18 protein-coding genes are annotated in these 22,641 nt (G+C 45.4%); 5 read left to right on the top strand and 13 right to left on the bottom strand.

Going from position 1 to position 22,641, the window contains the following annotated elements:
* Positions 1 to 94: 94 nt before the first annotated feature.
* The 7 genes from G596_RS0107745 to G596_RS0107715 are packed head-to-tail and all read right to left on the bottom strand — an operon-like array spanning position 95 to position 7,490.
* Entirely contained in the window at positions 95 to 517 is a 423-nt protein-coding gene (locus G596_RS0107745) for a Zn-ribbon domain-containing OB-fold protein (RefSeq protein ID WP_022761269.1), read from the bottom strand.
* Between the two features lie 16 nt (positions 518 to 533).
* Complete coding sequence (locus G596_RS0107740) at positions 534 to 1,841, bottom strand: thiolase family protein (RefSeq protein ID WP_022761268.1); 1,308 nt, start codon at positions 1,839 to 1,841, stop codon at positions 534 to 536.
* A gap of 17 nt (positions 1,842 to 1,858) precedes the next feature.
* The gene (locus G596_RS0107735; protein WP_022761267.1) at positions 1,859 to 2,431 is read right to left on the bottom strand and encodes an NADH-ubiquinone oxidoreductase-F iron-sulfur binding region domain-containing protein; all 573 of its coding nucleotides are present in this window, start codon (positions 2,429 to 2,431) and stop codon (positions 1,859 to 1,861) included.
* 10 nt (positions 2,432 to 2,441) lie between these two features.
* On the bottom strand, positions 2,442 to 4,529 hold the full coding sequence (locus G596_RS0107730) for an FAD-dependent oxidoreductase (RefSeq protein WP_022761266.1): 2,088 nt from the start codon (positions 4,527 to 4,529) through the stop codon (positions 2,442 to 2,444).
* A gap of 19 nt (positions 4,530 to 4,548) precedes the next feature.
* Entirely contained in the window at positions 4,549 to 6,042 is a 1,494-nt protein-coding gene (locus G596_RS0107725; protein ID WP_022761265.1) for an FAD-dependent oxidoreductase, read from the bottom strand.
* Between the two features lie 20 nt (positions 6,043 to 6,062).
* On the bottom strand, positions 6,063 to 6,524 hold the full coding sequence (locus G596_RS0107720) for a hypothetical protein (RefSeq protein WP_022761264.1): 462 nt from the start codon (positions 6,522 to 6,524) through the stop codon (positions 6,063 to 6,065).
* Between the two features lie 21 nt (positions 6,525 to 6,545).
* Positions 6,546 to 7,490 (bottom strand): flavodoxin family protein, encoded by a 945-nt coding sequence (locus G596_RS0107715; RefSeq protein ID WP_022761263.1) that lies wholly within the window; start codon positions 7,488 to 7,490, stop codon positions 6,546 to 6,548.
* Positions 7,491 to 7,668: 178 nt separating this feature from the next.
* Here G596_RS0107715 and G596_RS0107710 point away from each other — a divergent pair, with 178 nt between their 5' ends.
* Entirely contained in the window at positions 7,669 to 9,180 is a 1,512-nt protein-coding gene (locus G596_RS0107710) for a PucR family transcriptional regulator (RefSeq protein ID WP_022761262.1), read from the top strand.
* A 480-nt stretch (positions 9,181 to 9,660) separates the two neighbouring features.
* On the opposite strand, the gene G596_RS0107705 is transcribed toward G596_RS0107710, so the two are convergent.
* The 3 genes from G596_RS0107705 to G596_RS0107695 are packed head-to-tail and all read right to left on the bottom strand — an operon-like array spanning position 9,661 to position 14,626.
* Positions 9,661 to 11,025 carry an MATE family efflux transporter gene (locus G596_RS0107705; protein ID WP_022761261.1) on the bottom strand — a complete coding sequence of 455 codons (1,365 nt, stop codon included), beginning with the start codon at positions 11,023 to 11,025 and terminating at the stop codon, positions 9,661 to 9,663.
* Positions 11,026 to 11,050: 25 nt separating this feature from the next.
* Positions 11,051 to 12,838 (bottom strand): ABC transporter ATP-binding protein, encoded by a 1,788-nt coding sequence (locus G596_RS0107700; RefSeq protein WP_022761260.1) that lies wholly within the window; start codon positions 12,836 to 12,838, stop codon positions 11,051 to 11,053.
* Between the two features lie 3 nt (positions 12,839 to 12,841).
* Positions 12,842 to 14,626: an ABC transporter ATP-binding protein gene (locus G596_RS0107695; RefSeq protein WP_022761259.1), complete on the bottom strand. Its 1,785-nt coding sequence runs from the start codon at positions 14,624 to 14,626 to the stop codon at positions 12,842 to 12,844.
* A gap of 150 nt (positions 14,627 to 14,776) precedes the next feature.
* Here G596_RS0107695 and G596_RS0107690 point away from each other — a divergent pair, with 150 nt between their 5' ends.
* Together G596_RS0107690 and G596_RS0107685 are read left to right on the top strand one after the other, a co-directional pair.
* Complete coding sequence (locus G596_RS0107690) at positions 14,777 to 15,799, top strand: NAD-dependent epimerase/dehydratase family protein (RefSeq protein ID WP_022761258.1); 1,023 nt, start codon at positions 14,777 to 14,779, stop codon at positions 15,797 to 15,799.
* 32 nt (positions 15,800 to 15,831) lie between these two features.
* On the top strand, positions 15,832 to 17,883 hold the full coding sequence (locus tag G596_RS0107685) for a HelD family protein (protein WP_022761257.1): 2,052 nt from the start codon (positions 15,832 to 15,834) through the stop codon (positions 17,881 to 17,883).
* A gap of 7 nt (positions 17,884 to 17,890) precedes the next feature.
* Here the strand turns inward: G596_RS0107685 and G596_RS0107680 are convergent, their stop codons facing one another.
* The 3 genes from G596_RS0107680 to G596_RS0107670 are packed head-to-tail and all read right to left on the bottom strand — an operon-like array spanning position 17,891 to position 20,707.
* Positions 17,891 to 18,703 (bottom strand): response regulator, encoded by an 813-nt coding sequence (locus tag G596_RS0107680; RefSeq protein WP_022761256.1) that lies wholly within the window; start codon positions 18,701 to 18,703, stop codon positions 17,891 to 17,893.
* The gene (locus G596_RS0107675; RefSeq protein ID WP_022761255.1) at positions 18,703 to 19,212 is read right to left on the bottom strand and encodes a hypothetical protein; all 510 of its coding nucleotides are present in this window, start codon (positions 19,210 to 19,212) and stop codon (positions 18,703 to 18,705) included. The genes G596_RS0107680 and G596_RS0107675 overlap by 1 nt, the downstream gene beginning before the upstream one ends.
* Positions 19,213 to 19,249: 37 nt before the next feature.
* A complete protein-coding gene (locus G596_RS0107670) occupies positions 19,250 to 20,707 on the bottom strand; it encodes a B12-binding domain-containing radical SAM protein (protein WP_044928198.1) in 1,458 nt (485 codons plus the stop codon).
* Positions 20,708 to 21,042: 335 nt separating this feature from the next.
* On the opposite strand from G596_RS0107670, the gene G596_RS0107665 reads away from it, so the two are divergent.
* Positions 21,043 to 22,317, top strand: coding sequence for a GGDEF domain-containing protein (locus G596_RS0107665; RefSeq protein ID WP_049944855.1), 1,275 nt, complete (start codon positions 21,043 to 21,045; stop codon positions 22,315 to 22,317).
* Positions 22,318 to 22,458: 141 nt separating this feature from the next.
* Entirely contained in the window at positions 22,459 to 22,623 is a 165-nt protein-coding gene (locus G596_RS24730) for a hypothetical protein (protein ID WP_022761252.1), read from the top strand.
* Positions 22,624 to 22,641 lie beyond the last annotated feature (18 nt).

Here is a 22,641-nt window from a genome sequence, read left to right as displayed (position 1 = left end):
ACCGACGGTCTACGTTCCACTCCGGTCGTTGCTAAGCACTCGTCCCCCGGACGAGTAGCAACCCCGGACGTCGAGCGCCCCCAAGGGGAAGGCTTTAGCTGAGGTACTTCTCATCCAGATCGAAGATTACGGTCTTGAAGCCGCCGTCACGATCTATTATTGCTGCATGTATATCGAGGGGAAGCTGTTTGGAAAGCTCCTCACGATTCTTTTTACTGATTCCGCGTACAACTGCGTTAAGTCTTGTGCCCTCTTCGAGCTCGACCTCGCCGTATGCGAATTTGCCCATTTTCTTGTATTCGGGCTTTGAGGAAAGTGCTGCAGGAAGTACGATGGAGTGAAGCTTAGCCTTTCCGCTTATCTCGTACCACTCTGTCTCATAGCTTCCGCACTCGTTACAAGCATATACGGGCGGGAACTCAACATGTCCGCACTTGGGGCACTTACGGCCCATAATTTTTCCTTCTTCCAAAGATGTGTAAAATTTCTCAACTATTTTCTCTAATTTGATAGCCATGGTCTCATCCTCCCTATTAATTCATTGTCCGAATGATGATAGCGGCTACGTTCTGAGCACCGCCGTATCCACGGAGCATTGTTGTTTTCGGCAGTTTCTTAACCTGGCGATCACCGCACTCATTCCACATCTGCTTGCATGCCTCGTACATATCTGCAAGTCCGGATGCTGCGTGAGCGTGTCCGAAGGAGGTTCTTCCGCCGTTTGAGTTGATCGGCTTGTCACCGTCCCATGCAGTACGTCCGTCGCAGATGTACTTCCAGCCTTCGCCGTAGGGAAGGTATCCTGCGATCTCAGCAGATACAAGGTGAGATGTGATGATGAAGTCATTTGCAAAGAACAGATCAAGATCGTCTCCTGAAAGTCCTGTTGACTCATAAACCTGCTTTACTGCTTCCTCTGTTGCGCGAACCTCGAAGTGAGGTGTTGTTGCCTCACAGGCAGCACTTCCGATTCCGAGAACTTCGATGGGCTTATGCTTTAAGTTCTTTGCAATTTCCGGAATCTTTTCTGTAGCACATACGATACATGCTGCAGCACCGTCGCACTTAAGCTCAAGTCCGCCTGCTCTGAGGAAATCACCCATCTTCGGGTTGTAGGGTGAGTTCATGTATTCATCAAGAGTCATGCCGGCTTTTTCAGCGAGCTCCTCATAGGTTGTTCTCTCGATAGCAAGCGGGTTTACAGATGCATTACGTCTGTTATTTATACACATTGCATTGAGTGTGTTATTCATATCCTCAGCAGAGATGCCTCTTGTGCGGACATACCACTCTGCAGCGTCATCATAGATGAGCTCCTGACCTGCCATAAGGCTTCTGGTGTAGGTTCTGTCATAGAGCCATGAAGTAGTCTTAAGGAACTTCTCCATTGTCATCTTGTCACGTTTATAAGGGTGCTTGGGTGTCTCAACATTATCGGCAGGGCTCGGTGTAGAATCACCGAACTCAACGGCACCTGTAAGAACACAGTCATATTTTCCTGATGCAACCGCATTTACAGCCTGCTCAATTGCAAGATAGCCTGTGCAGCAAGCCTCTGAGTGGTGAATGGATCCCTTGCCCTTCATTCCGAACCAGTTGGCGATCTGAACGTTGGGGGTAAGGTAGTTTGAACCGTTCAAAGGGCTCGCACAGCCGTGGAAGTAGAAATCAACATCCTGAGGGTTAACTCCGGCATCTTCCATAGCCTTAAGTGCGGCATATCCAAACAATTCGCCTTCTGTGAGGCCGTTTGTTTCTTCATTATCTACGGTGTACATAAAGGGTGTACAACCGACACCGATTATGGACACGCTTCTTGAATAATTTCCAAATTTTTTCATGTTATTAACCTCGTTAATTATCTTTTACATGGAATGGGTTTTGTGGGGCACTTAGGCTTCTGGGCACCTGCCATAACTATTGCATCCTCGTCACAGGCCTCCATACACTTGCCGCACAGTGAACACTCATCCATAACAATTACGTGAACGAACTTATTCTTTCCAAGAATTGCGTCGTCTTCGCAGACATCCATACACTCGCCGCATCCTACGCACTTACTTGCAAGGATATGGTAAGTCATGAACTTCTTGCAGACACCTGCGCGGCAGCCCTTCTTGGAGATATGCTCATCAAAAATCTCTCCGTAACTGCCAAGTGCCTCCTTTACTGCATCTGCAATATCTTCGCCATCTTCGCAAAGGGACTGGGTTTTCATCATCTCGGCAAGGTCTTCCATAAGAGCCTTGTCCCCGCTTCGTCCCTTCTTCTCGGTAATATCTTTTAAGATCATCTCCAGCTGTGTGATTCCTTCGTATCCAAAAACACATTTGCCACAGTTCTGGCAGGGATGGCTCTGGACTTCCTTAAGAAGGACATCAACCACGCACTGATCTTCTTTTAATTCTTTGATCTTATCTGCGCTACTCATCTTTTCCTCCTTAATACTCGTTCCAAAGCTTAACCTTGGTTATTGTCGTTCTAAGATCACACTGCAGACATCTTCCGGCTTCGCACTTAGCCTGGTCGCAGGTAAGAGGTTTCTCAATCGCATCAAAACTGCATTTTCTCTTGTCTGCTTCCATAACCTCAGCTTCAGTTCTTGTAAGATCCGCAAAGCCCTCAATCTGTCCGATGTATTTCTCGGGAGCCTGTCTTTCCACCAGAACTTCGCTGATATCGCCGTCTCCGCCAAGGAATTTATCGATTGCCACAGCGGCATCTCTTCCGCCTGCGATAGCCTCAATAACAGACTTTGTGCCTGTAACCACGTCGCCTGATGCAAATACACCTTCTACACTGGTTGCACTGTCCTTAGCTGCAATGTAAGGTCCGTGTGTCAGCTCAACGCCCATCTTGTCTGTTCCCTCAGGCTTCTGACCTACAGCAAAGATTACATTGTCGACCTCAACTATCTGATTTGAACCTTCTTCGAGCTCGATGATAGCCTTTCTGTTTTCATCGAAGTAGAACTTGTTTACCTTCTGGATCTCTACTCCGGTGGCTTTGGTATCACCTGTTATCCTAAGGAAGGAATGCGCTGCGTGAAGGATTACGCCTTCCTGCTCACCTTCCATTCTCTCCTCCTCTGAGGAGGTCATCTGCTGAAGATTCTCAAGACAAGCTATGTGCACTTCCTTAGCACCCTGTCTGATTGCGGTGCGGGCACAGTCATAAGCAACGTTACCGCCGCCGAGAACCATAACCTTATCACCAACAGGAAGCGGATTGCCCTGTCTTGCAGCCTTAAGGAAGTCTGCATTCACATATACGCCCTCAAGGTCATTTCCTTCGATCGGAAGCTTGGTTCCCTGATGTGTTCCTATGGATACCAGAACCGCATCAAAACCGCTCTGAAGAAGCTTTGCGGGCTCTTCACAGGCTTCGCCTGTCTTTAAGGTAATTCCTGCTTCAAGAATCGTATCAATCTCTCTGTCTAAGAGCTCATCGGGAAGTCTGTATGCGGGGATGCCGTAGCGACACTGTCCGCCTGCCTTCTCATTTTTCTCAAAAACAGTGACCTCGTGGCCTTTCTTTGCAAGGTAGTAAGCAGCTGTAAGTCCGGAAGGGCCTGCTCCGATAACGGCAACCTTCTTGCCTGTGGGAGCATCCTTTCTGACGTTCTTTTTCCACTCACCGCTCTCATTCGTAGCAGCTGCTCTCTTAAGTCTGCAGATAGATACAGGAGAATTGAGCTCTCCTCTCTTACACTGGCTCTCGCAGTTTCTTGTGCAGACAGATCCGAGAGTCTCCGGGAAAGGCACCTTTTCACGAATAATGGCTGTCGCCTTATCAAAATTGCCTTCCTTCACAGCTCTTATATACTCAGGAATATCGATGTGTGCAGGGCAGGTACTTCTGCAAGGTACAACGTTTTCATCATAGGTTCTCTCGGGTTTCATCAAATGGAATGCATCCACAATTGAACCTGTGGGACAAACCTCAATACATGCGCCGCAGAATCTGCAGCCGGCTTCCTTGAGGGACTTGCCCTCCGGGATTCCCGCTCTGATACCCATGTCGGTCTTGATGTAATCAAGAACCTTAACACCACGCATATCCTGGCATGCTCTGATGCAGCGTCCGCATCTTACGCATCTTGTGAAGAGATGCGAAATCAGCGGATTGCTCTCATCATTCGGAACTGCTCTCGATTTCTTTCTCCAGCGCTCCGGGCTTACTCCCATGTACTGATACATTGACTGAAGCTCACATTTTCCGTACTTGGGACATCCTGTACAATCAGCGGGATGAGTGGCAAGAATCAGCTCCATGGCAGTTTTTCTTACCTTTTCGGCCTCAGGGCCATTTACTGTGACCTTCATGCCATCAGTCACAGTTGTTTTACAAGAGGGCACAGCCCCCTCCACTCCGTCAATCTCAACAGAGCAGAGGCGACAACCTCCCTTTGCTTCCAAATCAGGATGGGAGCAAAGGTGCGGAATAAAAACGCCTGCTTCAAGGGCGGCATCAAGAACGGATGCGCCTTCTCTTGCCTCAATTTCTTTTCCGTCAATAAAAATCTTCATCTACCTGTAACCTCTGTTTTTATTCAAAATCATCAAAGTTCTCGGAACCTGCTGATGCATTCTCACCTGCGATACGTCCACTGTTAAGGCAGAATCCCATTGTGTTTCCTGAAAGGATGAAGGGATAGCTGTCTCCGAAGATGTTGCATGCATCTGTTCCTGCTGCATAAAGGCCGGGAATAACCTTTGCATCCTGTGTGAGAACTTGTGTCTTGTGGTTGATCTTTACGCCGCCGAGTGAGCCGTATGCACCAACGTTCTCTCTGCAAAGATAGAAAGGTGCCTTCTCGATGGGCTGCATATATGCACGATCCTTCTCAAAGATCTCATCAAAGCCGTTTGCGCACATCTCGTTGTACTCTTCAATCTGTGCTACAAGGCCCTCTACATCGATGCCTGCCTTCTCAGCCAGCTCCTCGATTGTATCTGCCTGTACGATAGGCTCATAACCGTTTGCAAGGTCTGCGTTCCACTGCTCATCGAAGTGATCGAAAAGATCATGAGGATGTACGTGAGAAACGATATCGGGACCCTTTTTCTTATACTTTTTAAGCATCTTGCTATCGAAGATTGAATAAGCAACCTTGCCGGGCTGTGCTGCGATTGCGTTACCTGTGAAGGTTGTGTTTGCAATCTGATCCTCGGGCATGAATCTCTGTCCGTTTCTGTTTACCCAGAGGCAAGGCTGACGGAAAGCACCGTCAAGGATGAAGTGGTTCATGTTGTCGGGAAGCTGATACATAAGCTCCATGATGCAAGGCTCGTGGCCTGCGCCTGCTTCCCATGCCATCTTGATACCATCGCCCTTCATTCCGGGAACAGCGAAGTTGTAGATTGTGTTGCCATACTCGAACTCTGTCTGCTCCTTGATCATCTCCGGGTTATCACCGAAACCACCTGTGCAGATGATTACTGCATTTGCTCTTGCTTCGATCTCTTCACCGTTCTTGTCAACTGCGATTACACCTACAGCTGCGCCGTCCTCCATGATGATCTTCTTAACGGGAGTCTCGAACTGGAAGTCTACGCCAAGTTCCTTTGCTCTCTCTGTCATCTTCTTTGTCATAGCTGTTGCACAGCGAGGGCCGGGCATTCCGCCATCCTCAGGCTTTACAACGTGCCATGTGAACTCACCGTCTGAGTAAGCTCTTGTAGCCTCAGGAGCACTGAATGCTCTCTGAACGCCTACGAACTCAACGCCCATATCCATGAGCCAGTCGATTGTGTCACCTGACTTGAAGTAGTAATCTCTTACCATTCTTGCGTCTACACGATAGTGAGTGAAATACATGTGCTTTCTGAAAGCTTCACCGGGTGTAAGAGCAATCATGTGATCCTTCTGAATTCTGGAGCCTACGCCGAGAGGGCCCATACCCATGTTTGCTGCACCACCTGTGGTGGATGACTTCTCAAAAGTGATTACGCTTGCGCCGTTCTCGGCTGCCGCAATACTTGCTGCAAGTCCTGAAAGGCCTGCTGCTACTACGATTACATCTGACTGTAACTGTTTCATTTTTACTTACCTCCAAATAATTATTCGTTGCCACAAATACTTTCTGTCATTTTTTCTGCCGGACGGTTCCAAAGGAAGGAAACAATGTATCCGACGATATAGATCGGAATGAATGTCGTTGCCATTCCGATAAAATATGCAATGATAGGTGCATGATTCAGAATAACCACATTAAAATATGTAAGAATCAGGCTGTTGATCACAACATATGTAAGGTTCACAACTGCGTTGATGCAAAGACCAAAGGGAAGTGTATTCGGCTTTGTCTTGCAGAAATTCGCAAATCCGATTCCCCATCCGACACAGGGAAGTGTCACGCCAACCACAAAAGACACTACATAAGCAATAAGGAAATTGATTAAAAGCAACTGCGGTATAACCGTGTGAATCGCAAGCAGCTGTGCTGTAAGTGAAATAGCAAGTGCTATCGGAATGTTCATAATAAGCGCATTCACTGCGCGATATTTAAAACTCTTTTTCATTGCCATATCCTCCGAAAAGTATTAGATTCCCTTGAAATTCTTCTCTTTATATCTGATGATCTTTTTACCTACAATCTCTCTGTTCTCGGGATTTCCGAAGAATCCGCCCTGAGTATGTCCGATCTCCTCAAGGTGTCTTGCTCTTCCCTCAACAGTTGTACGATCCTTCAAGAGGCCATCCTCCTGAATAACAAACTTCCACTTGCCATCCTCTGTCTGCTCGAGGTTTCCGCCTGCGCCGCAAACCTGGCACTCGATAGGATAGTGAAGGCCGTCCCACTGAGGTTCACCGAGAACAAGTGCATTTGAGTGGCAGTTCGGGCACCATCCCATGTTCTCGTCGCCGAGCCATTTTCTCTCCTCTACGGGAGTCTTAACAGCTTCGATGATGTTCTCACCCATCTTGTGTGCTCTTGCGATGAGCTCGTCATCCAGCAGGCACTGTGCCGGGCCCGGAACTCTTGTTGCAAGGATCATGTCTACAACCTTCATGTCAGTTGTGAACATTGTTGCCTGAAGTCCCTCGAGAGCCATTGACTGCCATGCTCTTGTTGATCCACCTACTGAGATAAGACCTGCAACCCTGTCTCTGTGCTCGATGGCACCGATTGTCTCAAGGAATGCTGTCTCGTAGCTAAGACTTCTCTGTGCAAATGTCAGATAATTGGCGGATGGCATAAGATCATATGTAGGAACTGAATAGATAACCGCATCCTGACTAAGAAGGACATCCATGATCTTTTTCTTATCGTCCTTATCATCAAGTACGCATCCTACGTTCTTGCCCTGTGACATACCGATGGTGCAGGATGTGCATCCGGTACAATCCAGAATGTTGTAATCCCTAAGATTGATCATAGTTACTTCTGCGCCGGCTTCCTCACATGCAATGAGTGCTTCCTTTAAAAGGATCTCACTGTTGCTGTTCTTTCTTCCGGCTGTAACGCCCATTACTTTGATACTCATAAAAATTCTCCCTTTTTCCTTTTAATTCAGAATTCGCTCTGATAGTTAAGAATTTATCATTCAGAGTTTCCCTTTACATCCAACAGCCATTGAGTAAAATCTCAAAATAATGTATACTTTTTCCGACGTTTGTCGGATGCAACGAAAATTTACTTAAAAAACGGGAGATAGCAGTAAAATGGCTTATATTTCAGATATTCTGGATGCAATAGAGAAAAAGTACGATTTAAAAGTGCATGGAAACTATCAAAAAAGGCATTCAATTGACGGAATACGCTTTTTTAACGAAAATGATGCCAACATTGAGCATCTGATGCCGAATATTTTGTATCTTGCAGATTACAAAACCTTTGGAAAGGCGGAGGTTTACGGCGATATCCTTTTCATAGGAACCGGTCAGAACACTCCTGCCTCGGACTCCCTTTATATAGAAGAAGAGCTGAACATATTAGAGTTGTACAACCTTATGGAGGATGTAATTCTGGCATATCAAAACATAGATGTGCAAAAGCGAAGTCTTTTCAGTATCCTGCACAACGGCTACGGTATCGACGCCCTCCTTCAGACGGCATACAAATACCTCAATAATCCCGTCGTGGTCTGTGACAGTAGTTATGGAATTCTGGCATCCTTCCCCGATGTTTCCGAGGATAAGAACCTGGAAATAAAGAACAACAGACTATCCGTCAAAGCTAAATACTCCGAGGATATGGAACAAAAGAAAGTTACCGAAAGAATCTACCACTCGGTATATCCCTTCGCCGTGAAGCTTGAAGAAAGCGATTTTGACTGGATATTTGAAAGCATAAGAATAAAACATGCAGTTGTGGGCTATATTTGCATAAGATGTAATGAACGCGAACACACAGAAAGTGATCTTGACCTCATTCACTCCCTCGCCCAGATGGTATCAATACAGCTGCAAAAGGACGACAGTTACCGAAATCCCCAGGGCATCAAATATGATATGTTCCTGCGGGATCTTTTCGGGCGCCACTATGATGAAGAAACCGCTGTGAACCAGCTGTCGCTTCTGGGAATAAAGCCGAAGGAATACTACTACATCATTGCCAGCAGCTTTACCGCCACCTCCAGAAGGCTTATGGCTTACCATATCTATATCCAGCAGCTTTCCACCATCTTTTCAAACAGTGTGACCGGTATCTTCGGTAACCGTTTTATAACTCTTGTTTCCACATCAAAAATGGAAGCCATGACTCCAAAGACTGAAAAGAGGCTGAAAACCTTCCTTACAATGAATCACATGATAGGAACCGTAAGCTATCTTTATGACAAATTGAGTGAAAGCTCCGCCTATTTCAGCCAGTGCCAGGGACTTTTGTCGCAGAGACTCCCTGTTTTTAACGAATCACCCATTATTTATTACCGTAATTACTACTTAAAACACATACTTAGCTCCGCGAACAAAGAATCAATGGTCCGTGCCTCAATCCACCCCTCCATCAAGTTCATGAAAAAACATGACGAGGAGCACGGAACGAACTACATCAGCACTCTGGAAACTTATTTCGACAATAATAGAAGCGCACCTGCCACAGCAAATGCGCTTTTCATACACAAGTCCACCCTCTTCTACCGCTTCGACAAGATGAAACAGCTCTTCGACATACGCCTCGATGACAAGGACGCCCTCTTCGCCTACGAATACTCCCTAAAACTGCTGCAGTAACTTCGCACGGCAGACCCCATGGCCCGGGCCCAAACCATATGCTCATTTTCATCGTCAGTTGGCGAAGAACATTCATCACGCTCTTTGTTTTCTTTAATTCATACGTGGGTCAAAACTCAAGGCTGTTTGCAAAAGCCACTAACGTTCTTAAGACTTTTTAGCAATTTATTCTGAGCTTTGAATTTTCTTATGCTCACATGGCAGATTTTAAGTGCATGCGAGATAGCGAGCTTTGAAAAAGCGATTATAGCGAGCATGCACAATAAAAGAAATCTGCGTGAGCATTAGAAAATTCAAGCGAATGGATATAGCAGCAAAAAGTCTTAAGAACGTTAGTGGCTTTAAGCAAACATCTTTCAAACATGTTGCCCCACGCATGATGACAAACAAAGAGCGTGATGAATTTCGCCAAGATGACGATTCATCTGAGCATATGGTTTGGGGCCGGGCCAAGGGGGCTGCCGTGCGAAGTTATTTACCTCAGGTGGTTTGGATGCTGGCGTGGGTGTGGAGACGTTTTCTCTGGAAATAGGTGTAGTAGCGGAGCCAGGCGGTGACGCCGCTGATAAGCCAGACGATTCCGGAGGAAAGCCAGATACCGGTCGCTCCGAAGCCGAGGTATGAGGTCAGAAGGAGCGGTATGGTGAATCTTCCGATGACCTCTATGACACCGTTGAACAGGGAGAAGAACGCATCTCCTATGCCGGTCAGGACTCCGCGAACAACATAAATTAATCCGAGCGCAAGATAGAACAGACTTGTAATCTTAAGTCCGTCAGCACCAAGAGTTATAACCTCCGTATCAGTCACAAACATACTGCAAATAGCTCTTCCGAACAGTTGCATTGTAAATACCAGAATAGCTGTGAATACGGCCATAATAACAAGACCGCTCTTGTAACCCGAATAGACGCGGTCGTTTCTTTTTGCTCCGAAGTTCTGTCCGCTGTAGGTCGCAAGGGATGCTCCCAGCGTTGCATAGGGCTGATGAATAAGCTGCTCTATCCTGTTTGTGGCTGTAAAAGCTGCCACTACAGTCGTTCCGTAGGAATTGACTATTCGCTGAACCGCCATGGCTGAAATCGCAATGAGTCCGAACTGGATCGACATGGGCACTCCAAGGCGAATAATCTTGTAGGTCATATGCATTGATATCTCGAAGTCTTCCTTCTCAAAGCGGAAATATCTGTTGGTTTTGTATGCATATATTGCACTTAGTACCACAGAAATAAACTGCGCCACAACAGTGGCAAGAGCCGCGCCTTTGATTCCAAGCCTGAAAACGCACACAAACACAATATCAAGCACGATATTTATAACAGTTGATATTATCAGGAAATACAGTGGTGTTCTGGAGTCTCCGAGCGCACGCAGCATTGAAGACAAATAGTTGTACAAGGATACAAACAAAAGTCCGATACACATAAAGCGCACATATAATATGGCATCTCCTATGATAAGCTCCGGTGTTCCCAGAAGTTTAAGCAGATGAGGTGCAAGAAGGAATCCCAGCGCTCCGAAAAATATCGGAACCAAGAGCATAATAAGGCCTGTGTTAACTATACATTTTTTCACCTTGCTGTCTATGTGGGCTCCGTAATACTGCGACACAACAATACCGCCGCCACCTCCGATACCGTTGCAAAGCGCAAAAAACAGGAAAGTTATGGAGCTTGTGGCACCGACAGCGGCAAATGCATCTGCTCCGACAAATCTTCCGACAATTATCGAATCGGCGAGATTATATATCTGCTGGAAAATGTTTCCAATCAGTGTAGGGAGGGCAAACACCAGGATGTGTCTTGCCGGATTCCCTGTCGTCATATCTGTTATGTTACTTTTCATAATATCCTACTCCATCAAAATAGCCCTATGCAGGGCGGGCATCAGAGAGTATCTGAGCCGTATACAGGTGATAGTAATCACCCTTTTTCTTCATAAGTTCCTCATGTGTACCGCACTCGGTGATACCGCCATCATTGATATACATTATCTTGTCACAACCTGTAATGGTCGATAAGCGGTGCGCTATTATAAAGCTGGTTCTGCCGGCCAGCATAGCATTCAAGCCTCTCTGAAGGTCTTTTTCCGTCTGAACATCGATACTGGACGTGGCCTCATCCAGTACCATAATTCTCGGATCCGAGATAAGTGTCCGCGCAAAGGAGATAAGCTGTTTTTGCCCCTGAGACAGAAGTGCTCCTCTCTCCTTAACCTCTGTGCGATATCCCCGGCTCATGCCGCTGATAAATGTGTGTGCACAGACAGTCTTCGATGCTTTTATTATCTCTTCCTTAGATGCATCAAGTTTTCCGTAACGTATGTTATCCTCGATAGTTCCCGAGAAAATGAAGCTATCCTGCAGCATTATACCCATCTGTTCCCTGAGAGATTTTAATGTCACCTTGGAAATGTCCTGTCCGTCGATAAGAATCCTGCCGCTATCAACATTATAAAATCTCGATATAAGACTTACGATAGTGCTCTTGCCTGCGCCGGTTGGCCCCACAAGTGCGATGGATTCCCCGGGCTCCACAGTAAAGGACACATTATGCAGAACTTCTTTTCCTTCTTCATAGGAAAATGAGACATTCTGAAATTCTACCCTGCCCGTTACAGGCGCAAGCTCGATTGCTCCGGGCTCATCCGTAATAGTCACGGGCTCATCCATAGTCTCAAAGATTCTCTCCAGATACGCGATATTATTGATGAAGCCGTTAAAAATGTTTCCAAGGTTCATGATCGGCTGCCAGAATCTGGACGCATAGCTTGATATGGCAACAATCGTTCCGAGACTCTGGTGACCGTTTGCAAATATCACAAGTCCGAAGAAGTAGATGGCTGCTCTTACAAATACCGAGATGGTATCTATTCCGGGCCATACTGATGTACTGTAGTATATGGCCTTCATCCAGGTTTTTCTGCAGTCATCCGAAAGGTCCCTGAAAATCTTTGCATTTTCGTCCTCTCTGGCGAATATCTGTGTAATTCTGGCACCAACGATATTTTCCTGAAGATACGCATTCAGATTCGAGTTTTTATTGGAAACCATCTGCCATGCCCGGCGCTGCTTATTCTTGATCCAGAACATGAAAATCATGAGCACCGGAACGCCCGCCAGTACCACGAGACTAAGCTGAACATCGACGTAAAACATGAAAATTACAATAAATATGAGGTTCAGAATCTCAAGTACGATATTGATAAGACCGTTACTTAGCATGTCCGAAACCGAATTTACGTAATTGACCACCCTTACCAGTATTTTCCCGTGCGGTCTGTCATCGTAATACTGAAAAGGAAGCTTTTGCAGGTGCTCAAACAGATCGTTCCTTATCTGATAGATGATATCCTGGCTCACATTAACCATTATTTTTGAGCGCACCAGTGAAAAGAAGATGCTAAGTGCATACAAAGCAGCCGATATTATAACCAGCCTAAAGAGCAGCACTCTGTTCCCGTCAGGAATCGCCACATCCAGTGCATTACGCACAATAACGGGATTCACAAGGGCTGTGACCCCGGCAATCGCCGACAGCAAAAACGCCACAAGCATCACACCAATATGCTTTTTAATATATCCCGATGCCCTAAGGAGATGCTTTATATCAAAAGGCTCCTCTAATAATTCATCCTGTTTATATGTATTTCTGGCCATCTGTTATGCCCCCATCTGAAGCTTTACAAGCTCCGCGTAGTATCCGCCAAGTTTTATCAGTTCCTCATGTGTGCCCCGCTCAGTAATCTCACCGTTTTGCATGATTAGAATCTGATCCGCATCCTTTGTCGTGGATATTCTTTGGGCAATGATTATCTTCGTACATTTAAAATCAAGATCCCGCAAGCTATCCTGAATTGCCTTCTCGGTCTCAAGATCAACCGCCGAGGTCGTATCATCAAGTATAAGTATCGAGGGTCTCACCGCCAGTGCTCTGGCAAGAGAAATTCTCTGCTTTTGTCCGCCCGACAATCCGACTCCCCTCTCTCCGACAATCGTCTCATAGCCCTCAGGCATCTTTGCAATAAAATCGGAAGCCTGAGAATATTTCGCGTACTTCATGACATCCTCTTTACTTAGCAGCTGATCTCCGTAGGCGATATTTCCATCAATAGTGTCTGAGTAGAGCAAAACATCCTGCGTCGCAAGTCCGATATTTCTTCGAAGCTGATGAAGTGCAATATCCTGCACATTCACGCCGTCAACAAGCACGCGGCCTCCCGTCGGTTCGTAGAATCTGGGAATAAGATGTATAAGCGATGTTTTTCCGCAGCCCGTCTCTCCCATAATGGCCACAGTCTGCCCCGGCTCAGCGGTAAATGATATATTTTTCAAAACAGGAAGCTTACCGTCCGAATACTGGAAGCTCACATCCCTGAACTCGACCTTGCCCTCAAATCTGTTGGGCATAAGGGCCGTGTATTCCTTGTCCACAATCTCCGGCTCTGAGTAGTAGATTTCCATGACCTTTACAGACGCCGCCGAAAATCTCTGGAACTCGTTCATGATATTTCCAAGCTGTCTCATGGGATTGGCGATGGCCCAGATAAGTCCGGAAAAAGCCACATATTCACCCATTGTCATCTGATTGCCCATAAGGAAAAGTCCGCCTACTAGCAGCAGAATAATGGGAAGCAGGTTTGCAAAGGTTTCAACTATCGGGAAATATCTAAGCCAGATCATAGCTGTCTTCTTATTGGTGTCACGGTAGTCCCTGTTGCATTCATCAAAAGACTCTATCTCATAGTCTTCCCTGGCAAAAGCCTTAACCACGCGATTTCCGGAGATATTTTCCTGCGCCATTGTGTTCATTTTGGCCAGTTTTTCCCTAAGGAGCGCATGCATAGGCGCAACCTGCAGCTTAAAAGCCATTATTATAATGAAGATCAGCGGAGCTACTGCGAGAAGACAGAGCGCCATTTTCCAGTTCATGAACACAAAATAGATTCCGACGGCCAAAATAAGCGAAAACGCCTCAACCAGCATTCTCACAACCCAGGCGATCATGTGCCTTACGGCATCCAGATCACCGGTAACTCTGGTCATGAGGTCACCGGTCCTGTAGGTGCTGTAGAACTTCATGTCCTGTCTCTGAATCTTGTCATAAATGAAATTTCGCACTCTGAAAAGGACTCCCTGGGACACCACTTCGTATCCCACGCAATCCGCGTACACGATGATACACCTTAGAATTGTGAAGAATATCATCATGAAAATAAGCCTGTAAAACTCATCGGAATGAGCACTGAAATTGGCTCTCGCCTCAGGTCCCGAGAGGAATTTGTCTACTATCTGTGATGAAAAATACGGAACCGTCAGCTGCATCATGTTGTATAAAAATGTACCGGCAACGGAAACGATATACAGCGCCTTATATCCCTCCATGTTATCCCAGAGCCACTCAAGTCTGGTTCTTGGAAACTGCCAGTCTTTATCTGCATTCTTCACTTTAAAGTCCACCTTTCATAGAAACGTTAGTTGTTATTTAACCACTATGCCAATCATAAAACTATAAATATTTTGTCATTCGGTAATTATTTTTTGTTTTCCTCAAAAATGTTTTATACTATTCATATGAATAAAAAGGAGGGTTACAGCATGAAAGCACTTTTTATCGGTGGTACGGGTACCATCAGTATGGGAATAGTAAGAAGACTGTCGGAGGATCCTCAATGGGAGGTATACCTCTTAAACAGGGGAAATCGCAAGGGCGATGTCCCTTCTTCAGTAAAACAAATAACAGCTGATATATATAATGAAAGCGATGTCGCAGAGAAGCTCTCCGGCATGGATTTCGATGTGGTAAGCGATTTCATCGCCTTTGATGTGAAGGCCGTGGAGCGAGACTACAGACTCTTTAAGGATAAAACAAAGCAGTACATCTTCATCAGCTCTGCTTCTGCCTACAATAAACCCGCAGCAGGCTATATCATAACCGAAGGAACAACTCTGGCGAATCCGTATTGGGAATACTCCAGAAACAAGATCGCCTGCGAAGAATTTCTCATGAAAAAATACCGCGAAGAGGGCTTCCCCGTAACCATAGTAAGGCCCAGCCACACCTACGACGAGAGACATATTCCGCTCGGTGTGCATGGCAAAAAAGGATTCTACCAGGTTATAAAGCGCATGCAGCAGGGAAAACCCGTCATAATTCAGGGCGACGGATCATCTCTGTGGGCTGTTACCTTTAACAGCGATTTCGCGATCGGCTTTACCGGTCTCATGGGCAACAGACATGCCATAGGCGAGGCTTTCCAGATAACAGGTGACGAAGTCCTTAGCTGGGATCAGATATATCAGACTATCGCGGATGCTCTCGGAGTAAAACTAAAGGCTTACCATGTTTCATCCGATTTCTTAAGTGATGTAGGTGAAAAATACGATATGGATTTCGAAGGAAGTCTTCTCGGAGACAAGGCCGTATCAGTTGTTTTTGACAACAGCAAGCTAAAAAGACTCGTTCCGCAAATGACTACCACTATTCCCTTCCATAAGGGAGTTCGTCTGGCAGTTGATTACGTCCTCTCTCATCCTGAGGAATACGAGGAAGATCCGGAATTTGACACTTTTTGTGATAAAATAATAGCCGCAATTGAAAAGGCGAAAACAGAAATATAAAGAATTTTGAATGAATTTTAAAGGTAACACGAATGGAAAAAGAGATTTTTGACAAAGAACAACAGCATTTACAGGAGACCTACGACAAGCTTCTCAAGATGAAAAACGACCTCGAGGAGCAGATCGCAGCCCTCGATGAAAAGGCGCTGGACGACAAGAATGATATCCGCGATAACATACGTTTCGATTACGCGGACATCGAGACCACGATGGAAACCCTGGCCGAGATCGAGGTATGGAACCGCTATATCGATACTTACAACGTAGAGAGCAATTCTCTTGGAAATCGTCTCACAAGCGTGAACAAGCTCCTTGAGTCTCCTTATTTTGCAAAAATCCAGCTGCAGTTTGATCCATCCGAGGAACCTGAAAACTATTACATAGGCCGTGCTGCCATCTCCGAAAACGGCTATGACCAGATGGTTGTTGACTGGAGATCTCCCATTGCCGAGGTTTACTACAATCAGGAGAGCGGCCACACTCACTACACCGTTGAAGACAGGGAAATCCCTGTTGATCTGCAGCTTCGTCGCCAGTTTGATCTGCATAAAAATAAGCTTCTGGCCTATTTTGATACGCAGATTGCGATTGAGGATCCCATGCTCCTGCAGTCGCTCTCCCAGACGCACTCCGACAAGATGCAGGCTATTACTGCAACCATTCAGAAGGAACAAAATACCGTCATCCGCTATCCCGATGTGCCCGTGCTCCTTGTAAACGGTATCGCCGGAAGCGGAAAGACCTCTGTTTTGCTGCAGAGAATTGCGTATCTGTTCTATCAAAAAAGAAACACTCTCCGCCCCGACCAGGTGTGCCTTATGACACTGAACCCGGTATTTCGTGAGTATATTGACAATGTTCTCCCGGATATGGGCGAGACAAACCCTCTGACGCTTACCTGGCGCGAATTTCTTCAGATGGTGCATGTTCCTTTTTCCGATGATGAATACGATTACACTGAGGCGGAGAATCTTCAGAAGATACACGACGTACTTCCGACACTGACGCCCGAGGCTGCGGATTTTTATGAAATAACGCACAAGGGCAATCTTGTTATGTCCAAAAAGGAAGTCCTGTCCGTAGTAAATAAATTCAGGAAATTCCCCATGGGAATACGCCTTATCCAGACCGTATCCGATGAACTTGAGCACAAGGTCAAGAACTCTCTTCGCCACCTTGAAAAAAATGATAACGAAAATGCCTCCGGAAGCATGGCAAAGTCCGATCAGGCAGAGGATAACCGCGCAGAGAACGATTTTGGAGGAGCACTCTCCAATATCAGACGCTGCAGGTGGGTAAACGCCCTCCATGTTGCGAGACGCATCCTGGGCAAAACCCGTGTAACAGCCGCAGAATGGCTCTATACAAGGATGGAACTTACCGGCATATGCGATCGTAACATGCGTTATGTTATGGTTGATGAGGTGCAGGATTACACAAGGGCACAGATGATGGTCTTTGCAAAGTATTTCCCGAATGCCCGCTTCATGCTCCTTGGAGATGAATTCCAGGCAATTCGTGAAGGTACGGTTACTTTTGCCGAGCTTAAGGAGATGGCAGAAGCAGATAAAAAGCGCTTCACAGAGCTTCCTCTCATGACGAGCTATCGAAGCTCACCTGAGATCACCGATATGTTCGCTTCCATTCTGCCTCCGGAGAAAAAGATGATGATTTCCTCCGTAAAACGCCCCGGCGAGCCGGTTTCGGTGAAGGTATGCAGTTCGGATAAGGAATACCTGAAAGAACTGACAGCTCTTATCAGTGAATATGAAAAAAAAGAAGGCCTTACGGCCATAATCTGCAGAAACGAATATAGGCTTGAACAAATTTCAGCTATGCTAAAGGATAATTCTCCGCAAATAATAACAGGGCACGATGCCCTGCCTAAAAGTGGTGCTTTTCTTTTGGAGCTTGCGCTTGCCAAAGGTCTGGAATTCGACCATGTAATTCTGCCCGACGCCGATTCGGAGTCGTATCCCGATGACGAATCCGGCAGACACTGCCTCTATACAGCAATGTCTCGCGCAACGCAGCATCTGTCGATTCTGTCAAACGGAAAACTCTCCGCAATTTTACAGGATTAATCAGTTTTTACTCATCCTCTTCCATGTCATAGCTTATCTCATCGAGCTCTGCATGGAAGAACTCGCACCAACTGTACTGGTTCATATAGTCGCCCATGTACTTATACTTGGAATCCTTCTTCTTTTCAAGCCAGTCATAGAGGTCACATTCAATCCTGTCCTTTGCTATGGCAAGGCTTCCTCGCTGTTTCAGGATAATTCCGTCAAGCTTAAGCTTCTTGAAGGTGTTCTGAAGGTCCTGACGAAGGTTACACAGGTAGGACAGCTTCTTTTCGGGATCTCCGTCATCCTCCCAAAGGGATGCGATTATTTCTCCATTTGTAGTCTGCGCACCCTTGTTATTTATGAGAAGCGCTACTATCTCTTTGGTTCTTTTGTATTTGAATTCAACAGGTTCCCCGTCAACAAATAACTCAAAATTGCCAAAAGTCTGAGCAAAAACTCTCTTATATTTCTTTCGTATCTCAGGGTATCTGAGGGATTCGAGCTCACTCTTCACCTGATCCTTAGTGCCCGGCTTTTTGATATATCCGCTGGCATGAAGCTTCATGGCTTCATAGGCCTGTTCTGTGTGCTTAGTCAGATAGATAAGATTGATATAGGGATTAAGCTCCTTTAAATATCCGCCAAGATCTATTCCCCCAAGTTCAGACATTTCTGTCTCCAAAACCACTACATCCATCTCCGTCTCACGAGCCGTAGCGAGTGCGGCCAGCGAACTGTCACTTGAAAACAGCGTCGCATCCGGAGACACTGTCTCAATAATCTTCTTTATTTTTTTCAGGGACTCCTTGTCCTCATCCACAGCTAATATGTTCATCACTGACCCCCCAATGTCATTGAAACCGATTTTACACTCTGGCTCTTCCTCTGCTCTGCAGTCATATGAAGAGGATCTGCCTCTCCAACCACCAGTGTTTCGCCATCATTTAATGCCGCATCGTGTAAAGGTCCCGCATTCATATCGGAAAGAACAAGTGCTGCAAATCTGTCGTAGTTGTCCTCGTCAATCACCGGAAAATGATATTTCATCCGGTACCAGTGCTGTGGATCATAGCCAAGAGAACCAATATAGAGCCTGTCAGCCGTATCGGCAACCTCATCAACTCCCGCCTTTTCACCGGGCGCCAGCCCCGCTTCTTCGCAGAACAGCATTGCATAGGCCTTTAAAATCCTATCCCTTACTGTTTCATCACTTCCGCTTTTGTTTTTTCGACCGGTAGGCGTATCCATTATCTTGTAATAGAAGTCCTGCGCCTCCTCGCTTTCATCAAAGGCGAGAATCGCATCATAGAGCTCTTTCTCGCTGATATTACCTGCAATAGCCATGTTTCTTTTCTTTCCCCCTTCTTCATAAGATTTATTTTCAAGAAACCACTAATTTTTTATTATCCGAATTCGACATAACCGATGTCTGCGACACCTGTTTTAAATACGGCAGCTCCTTCTTCATGTCACTCCTTACGCTCCAGTGCCAGAAGAACTCACCGATAAAAAGTATTTTATGAACAAAATCCTCAAATAATATCGCCTGTAACAGCCTTTTGGGAGAATATATCCTTCTGCTGGCATCGATATTTTCAAGCTGAAGCTCGTACGGAGTCATGTTCTTTGGTCTGTGTACCGCATTTCCGTTGTACTTATCCCACCTTGTATGAAGAAGCTTGTCTTTATTCTTCTCATACACCGGAGTGCCCGGGACAAAGTACATGCACTGGATAAGAACGCCCTGGATATGATTTTTTATGACAAAATCCGCAAGCTCCTTGCCGCAGCCGACCTTTTGATTATCAGATCCCAGAATAAAAAGTCCTCTGACACTCATTCCATGTCTCTGAATATTCCTGATCGACTCCTCTATCTCGGTCTTGGTCGACTTCTTGTGATATGTCTTGAAGGAATCGTCGTCTATAAACTCAATTCCCATATCAAGCTCGAAAAAACCCGCTTTCTTTAGAAGTTCAAGCATCTCATCGTCAAATCCGACCTCGTACCTCGCCTGTATGTTGAAGCGGTATTTTATTCCGCTGTCGATTATCTTGTTTAAAACAGCTATCGCCCATTCTCTGTCAGCAAAGAAATTGTCATCCGTAATCCACAGATCTTTTAAAAGTCTGAGCTTTCCCTTGTGAAAGAAGTCGATCGAGTATTTGATGTCCTCTACGACATTTTCCGGGGATCTTTTCCTGACGCAATGGCCAAAGTGTCTCACAAGAGCGCAGTAATCGCAGTTGTGCGGGCAGCCCCTTGAGGCATGAACCTGAGGCCAGATGGTCATGTGCCCCACCATCTTCCTGTAATTGTGAATGAGATCCCTGTCGGGGATAAGATCAAGATCAGTCGGAGGCTCCGGCATACCCGTATTAACAAGCTCATCGCCGCGCAGATAGGCATATCCCTTACCTGATGGCTCTTCTCCGCGCTCGATTGCCCGTATCAGAGGCATTATTGTCTCATCGCCCTCTCCCAGCATCACATAATCGCAGTGTTGTATTGCCTCCTCATAATTCATCGAGGCATGAAGGCCTCCTAGCACAACCTTTGCGGAGGAATTTTTCCTGAAAAAATCGGCAAGTTCATAGCCCCTTACCGCAGCAAAGGTAAATATGCCCAAAAAGATAATGTCTGCATCAAGCACATCATCATATTTAATCTTCGAAATTGATTCACTGTACATATATGTATCCGGAATCTCTTTCTTTACTATTGTTGCAAGCGTGTTAAGCCCGACGGAAGGAGTCCTTATATACCTATCGTAAACAAAATAGTTTAGAATGGTCTTTTTATAAGGCCTGTTCCCCGGTTCTATAAATCGTATTTTCATCCCAATGATTTTCCTCTCAATTCCTATACAGTAAATAGTAAGCAAAACAACCGCTTTGGTCAAACATATTATCAGCATCTGTTAAAAACCTATAAATTACCTCTTATTTCTTTATTAAGAAATGTGCTTCGTTAACATTTTCCCGTCAAAATTGGATACAATATTATTGATACTGTGACCTTTTGGGTGATGATGCTATGAATACAACGCAGAAACCATTAAAGCGCAGCATAATCCTATTCATGTTAGGTTTTCTCACAACGCTGTGCGTATTATTCAGCATAATTACATACCAAACCTTCACGACGGCAATCTATCGTTCATATAACAAGCGAATGATTGACATTGTTAACTATGTCTACAGCCATATAGACATAGAGGATCTGTCCACCTGCGTCGAAACAGGTGTCGAATCCGAGAAATTCATCAAACTTATCACCTTTATGGATTCCATCATGGAGGATTTTGATATTCATTACCTCTATATTGTAAAACCGGTGCTGGATGGTGACAGGAAGGGAATGATGAACATCATATCCGCAGATACAGCCGAGGGAAGGGCAACCGATCCCGACGGCTACTACCTGGGTTATATTCTTTATGATGTTTACGAAGAAAAGGATCTTTATGTATATCAGGATGCACTTGATAAAAACACCATATCCTTCTGTAAAAATTTCACTACCTGGGGATATGACTACACTATTTCCAAGCCTTTGATCAACAGCAAAGGCGAACATTTCGCCCTTTTGTGTGTGGATATCGAGGTAGAAGATGTGCAGCTCGCTATCAGAACATATACGGTACTCTGTATTATCCTTATTCTCATACTTGGTATAGCATTCTCAATTCTTTTCATAATATGGGCAAATCGCAGCATCACAGAACCCATCGGACGTCTGGAAAAAAGTGTCTCGGCCTTTGCCAAGAGCAGTCATTCCCAGACGGATCCCAACCTATTGATATATAACGATCCACATATCCATTCAAAGAATGAGGTTGAATCTCTGTCTGAAGCCATAGGCCAGATGACAGAGGACATGCGCACCTATGCAAGCAATATTCTTGAAGCCCAGGTTCAGGTTGAGGACATGAAAAACCAGGTAAACTATATGGATACCGTAGCCTATCAGGATGCCCTTACCCACGTTAAGAACAAGGCCTGGTATGACAATGTTGCCATGCGTATAGATCAGGATATAGACTCAGGAACCGCAGAGTTCGGAATTCTGATGGTTGACCTTAATAACCTGAAAAAAATCAACGATACCTATGGTCATGAGCACGGAAATGACTATATTTTCGGTGCCTGCCACAAGCTCTGCGTTGTTTATGAACACTCGCCCGTATTCAGAATCGGCGGCGATGAATTCGTTGTTCTTCTGGAAAAAAGTGATTATGAAAACAGAGACAGTCTCCTTTCCCAGATCAAGGAAGTTTTTGCCGACACCGCAGTAGATGAGCACCGAAGCCCGTGGCGACGGTATTCTGCCGCTATAGGTATGGCCATATATGATAAAAATACCGACCGGTGTATAAATGATGTATTTAAACGCGCGGATAGTATTATGTATCAGGATAAAGTAGCTTCAAAAGCCGCCAGAGAGTGATTTTTAGGGCCTCCTCCACCCCTCTGAAAATATTTTTCAAATTTTTTCGTGAAAAATGCAAAAAAATTTCGCATAAAAACACAAAACGTTGTATAATATAGACAGATATTCAAATATTCTGTGAGGAGGATTTTGAAGGTTATGAATAGAGCAAGAATGCAGATTCTTTGGACATGTCTGTGTCTGATTCTGACGATCACATTCTTCGTTGGAGGAAATGCCATTATAGGCGGTGCCTGGCTGATGGTATTCTTCATTCAGGTTGGAATGACCGTAATAACCATACAAAACCTGAAAATGGAATGACAACTGAATACAAAACTG

The sequence above is a fragment of the Butyrivibrio sp. AD3002 genome, from assembly GCF_000420905.1.
GTDB lineage: Bacteria > Bacillota > Clostridia > Lachnospirales > Lachnospiraceae > Butyrivibrio.
The sequence above is the reverse complement of the archived record's forward strand: the minus strand, read 5'-3'. Positions and strand labels throughout refer to the sequence as shown.

What these genes read in the sequence shown, in the direction of transcription:
- G596_RS0107745 (WP_022761269.1), bottom strand. Translation starts at nt 517, where the DNA reads ATGGCTATCAAATTAGAGAAAATAGTTGAGAAATTTTACACATCTTTG.
- G596_RS0107740 (WP_022761268.1), bottom strand. Translation starts at nt 1,841, where the DNA reads ATGAAAAAATTTGGAAATTATTCAAGAAGCGTGTCCATAATCGGTGTC.
- G596_RS0107735 (WP_022761267.1), bottom strand. Translation starts at nt 2,431, where the DNA reads ATGAGTAGCGCAGATAAGATCAAAGAATTAAAAGAAGATCAGTGCGTG.
- G596_RS0107730 (WP_022761266.1), bottom strand. Translation starts at nt 4,529, where the DNA reads ATGAAGATTTTTATTGACGGAAAAGAAATTGAGGCAAGAGAAGGCGCA.
- G596_RS0107725 (WP_022761265.1), bottom strand. Translation starts at nt 6,042, where the DNA reads ATGAAACAGTTACAGTCAGATGTAATCGTAGTAGCAGCAGGCCTTTCA.
- G596_RS0107720 (WP_022761264.1), bottom strand. Translation starts at nt 6,524, where the DNA reads ATGAAAAAGAGTTTTAAATATCGCGCAGTGAATGCGCTTATTATGAAC.
- G596_RS0107715 (WP_022761263.1), bottom strand. Translation starts at nt 7,490, where the DNA reads ATGAGTATCAAAGTAATGGGCGTTACAGCCGGAAGAAAGAACAGCAAC.
- G596_RS0107710 (WP_022761262.1), top strand. Translation starts at nt 7,669, where the DNA reads ATGGCTTATATTTCAGATATTCTGGATGCAATAGAGAAAAAGTACGAT.
- G596_RS0107705 (WP_022761261.1), bottom strand. Translation starts at nt 11,025, where the DNA reads ATGAAAAGTAACATAACAGATATGACGACAGGGAATCCGGCAAGACAC.
- G596_RS0107700 (WP_022761260.1), bottom strand. Translation starts at nt 12,838, where the DNA reads ATGGCCAGAAATACATATAAACAGGATGAATTATTAGAGGAGCCTTTT.
- G596_RS0107690 (WP_022761258.1), top strand. Translation starts at nt 14,777, where the DNA reads ATGAAAGCACTTTTTATCGGTGGTACGGGTACCATCAGTATGGGAATA.
- G596_RS0107685 (WP_022761257.1), top strand. Translation starts at nt 15,832, where the DNA reads ATGGAAAAAGAGATTTTTGACAAAGAACAACAGCATTTACAGGAGACC.
- G596_RS0107680 (WP_022761256.1), bottom strand. Translation starts at nt 18,703, where the DNA reads ATGAACATATTAGCTGTGGATGAGGACAAGGAGTCCCTGAAAAAAATA.
- G596_RS0107675 (WP_022761255.1), bottom strand. Translation starts at nt 19,212, where the DNA reads ATGGCTATTGCAGGTAATATCAGCGAGAAAGAGCTCTATGATGCGATT.
- G596_RS0107670 (WP_044928198.1), bottom strand. Translation starts at nt 20,707, where the DNA reads ATGAAAATACGATTTATAGAACCGGGGAACAGGCCTTATAAAAAGACC.
- G596_RS0107665 (WP_049944855.1), top strand. Translation starts at nt 21,043, where the DNA reads ATGATTGACATTGTTAACTATGTCTACAGCCATATAGACATAGAGGAT.
- G596_RS24730 (WP_022761252.1), top strand. Translation starts at nt 22,459, where the DNA reads ATGAATAGAGCAAGAATGCAGATTCTTTGGACATGTCTGTGTCTGATT.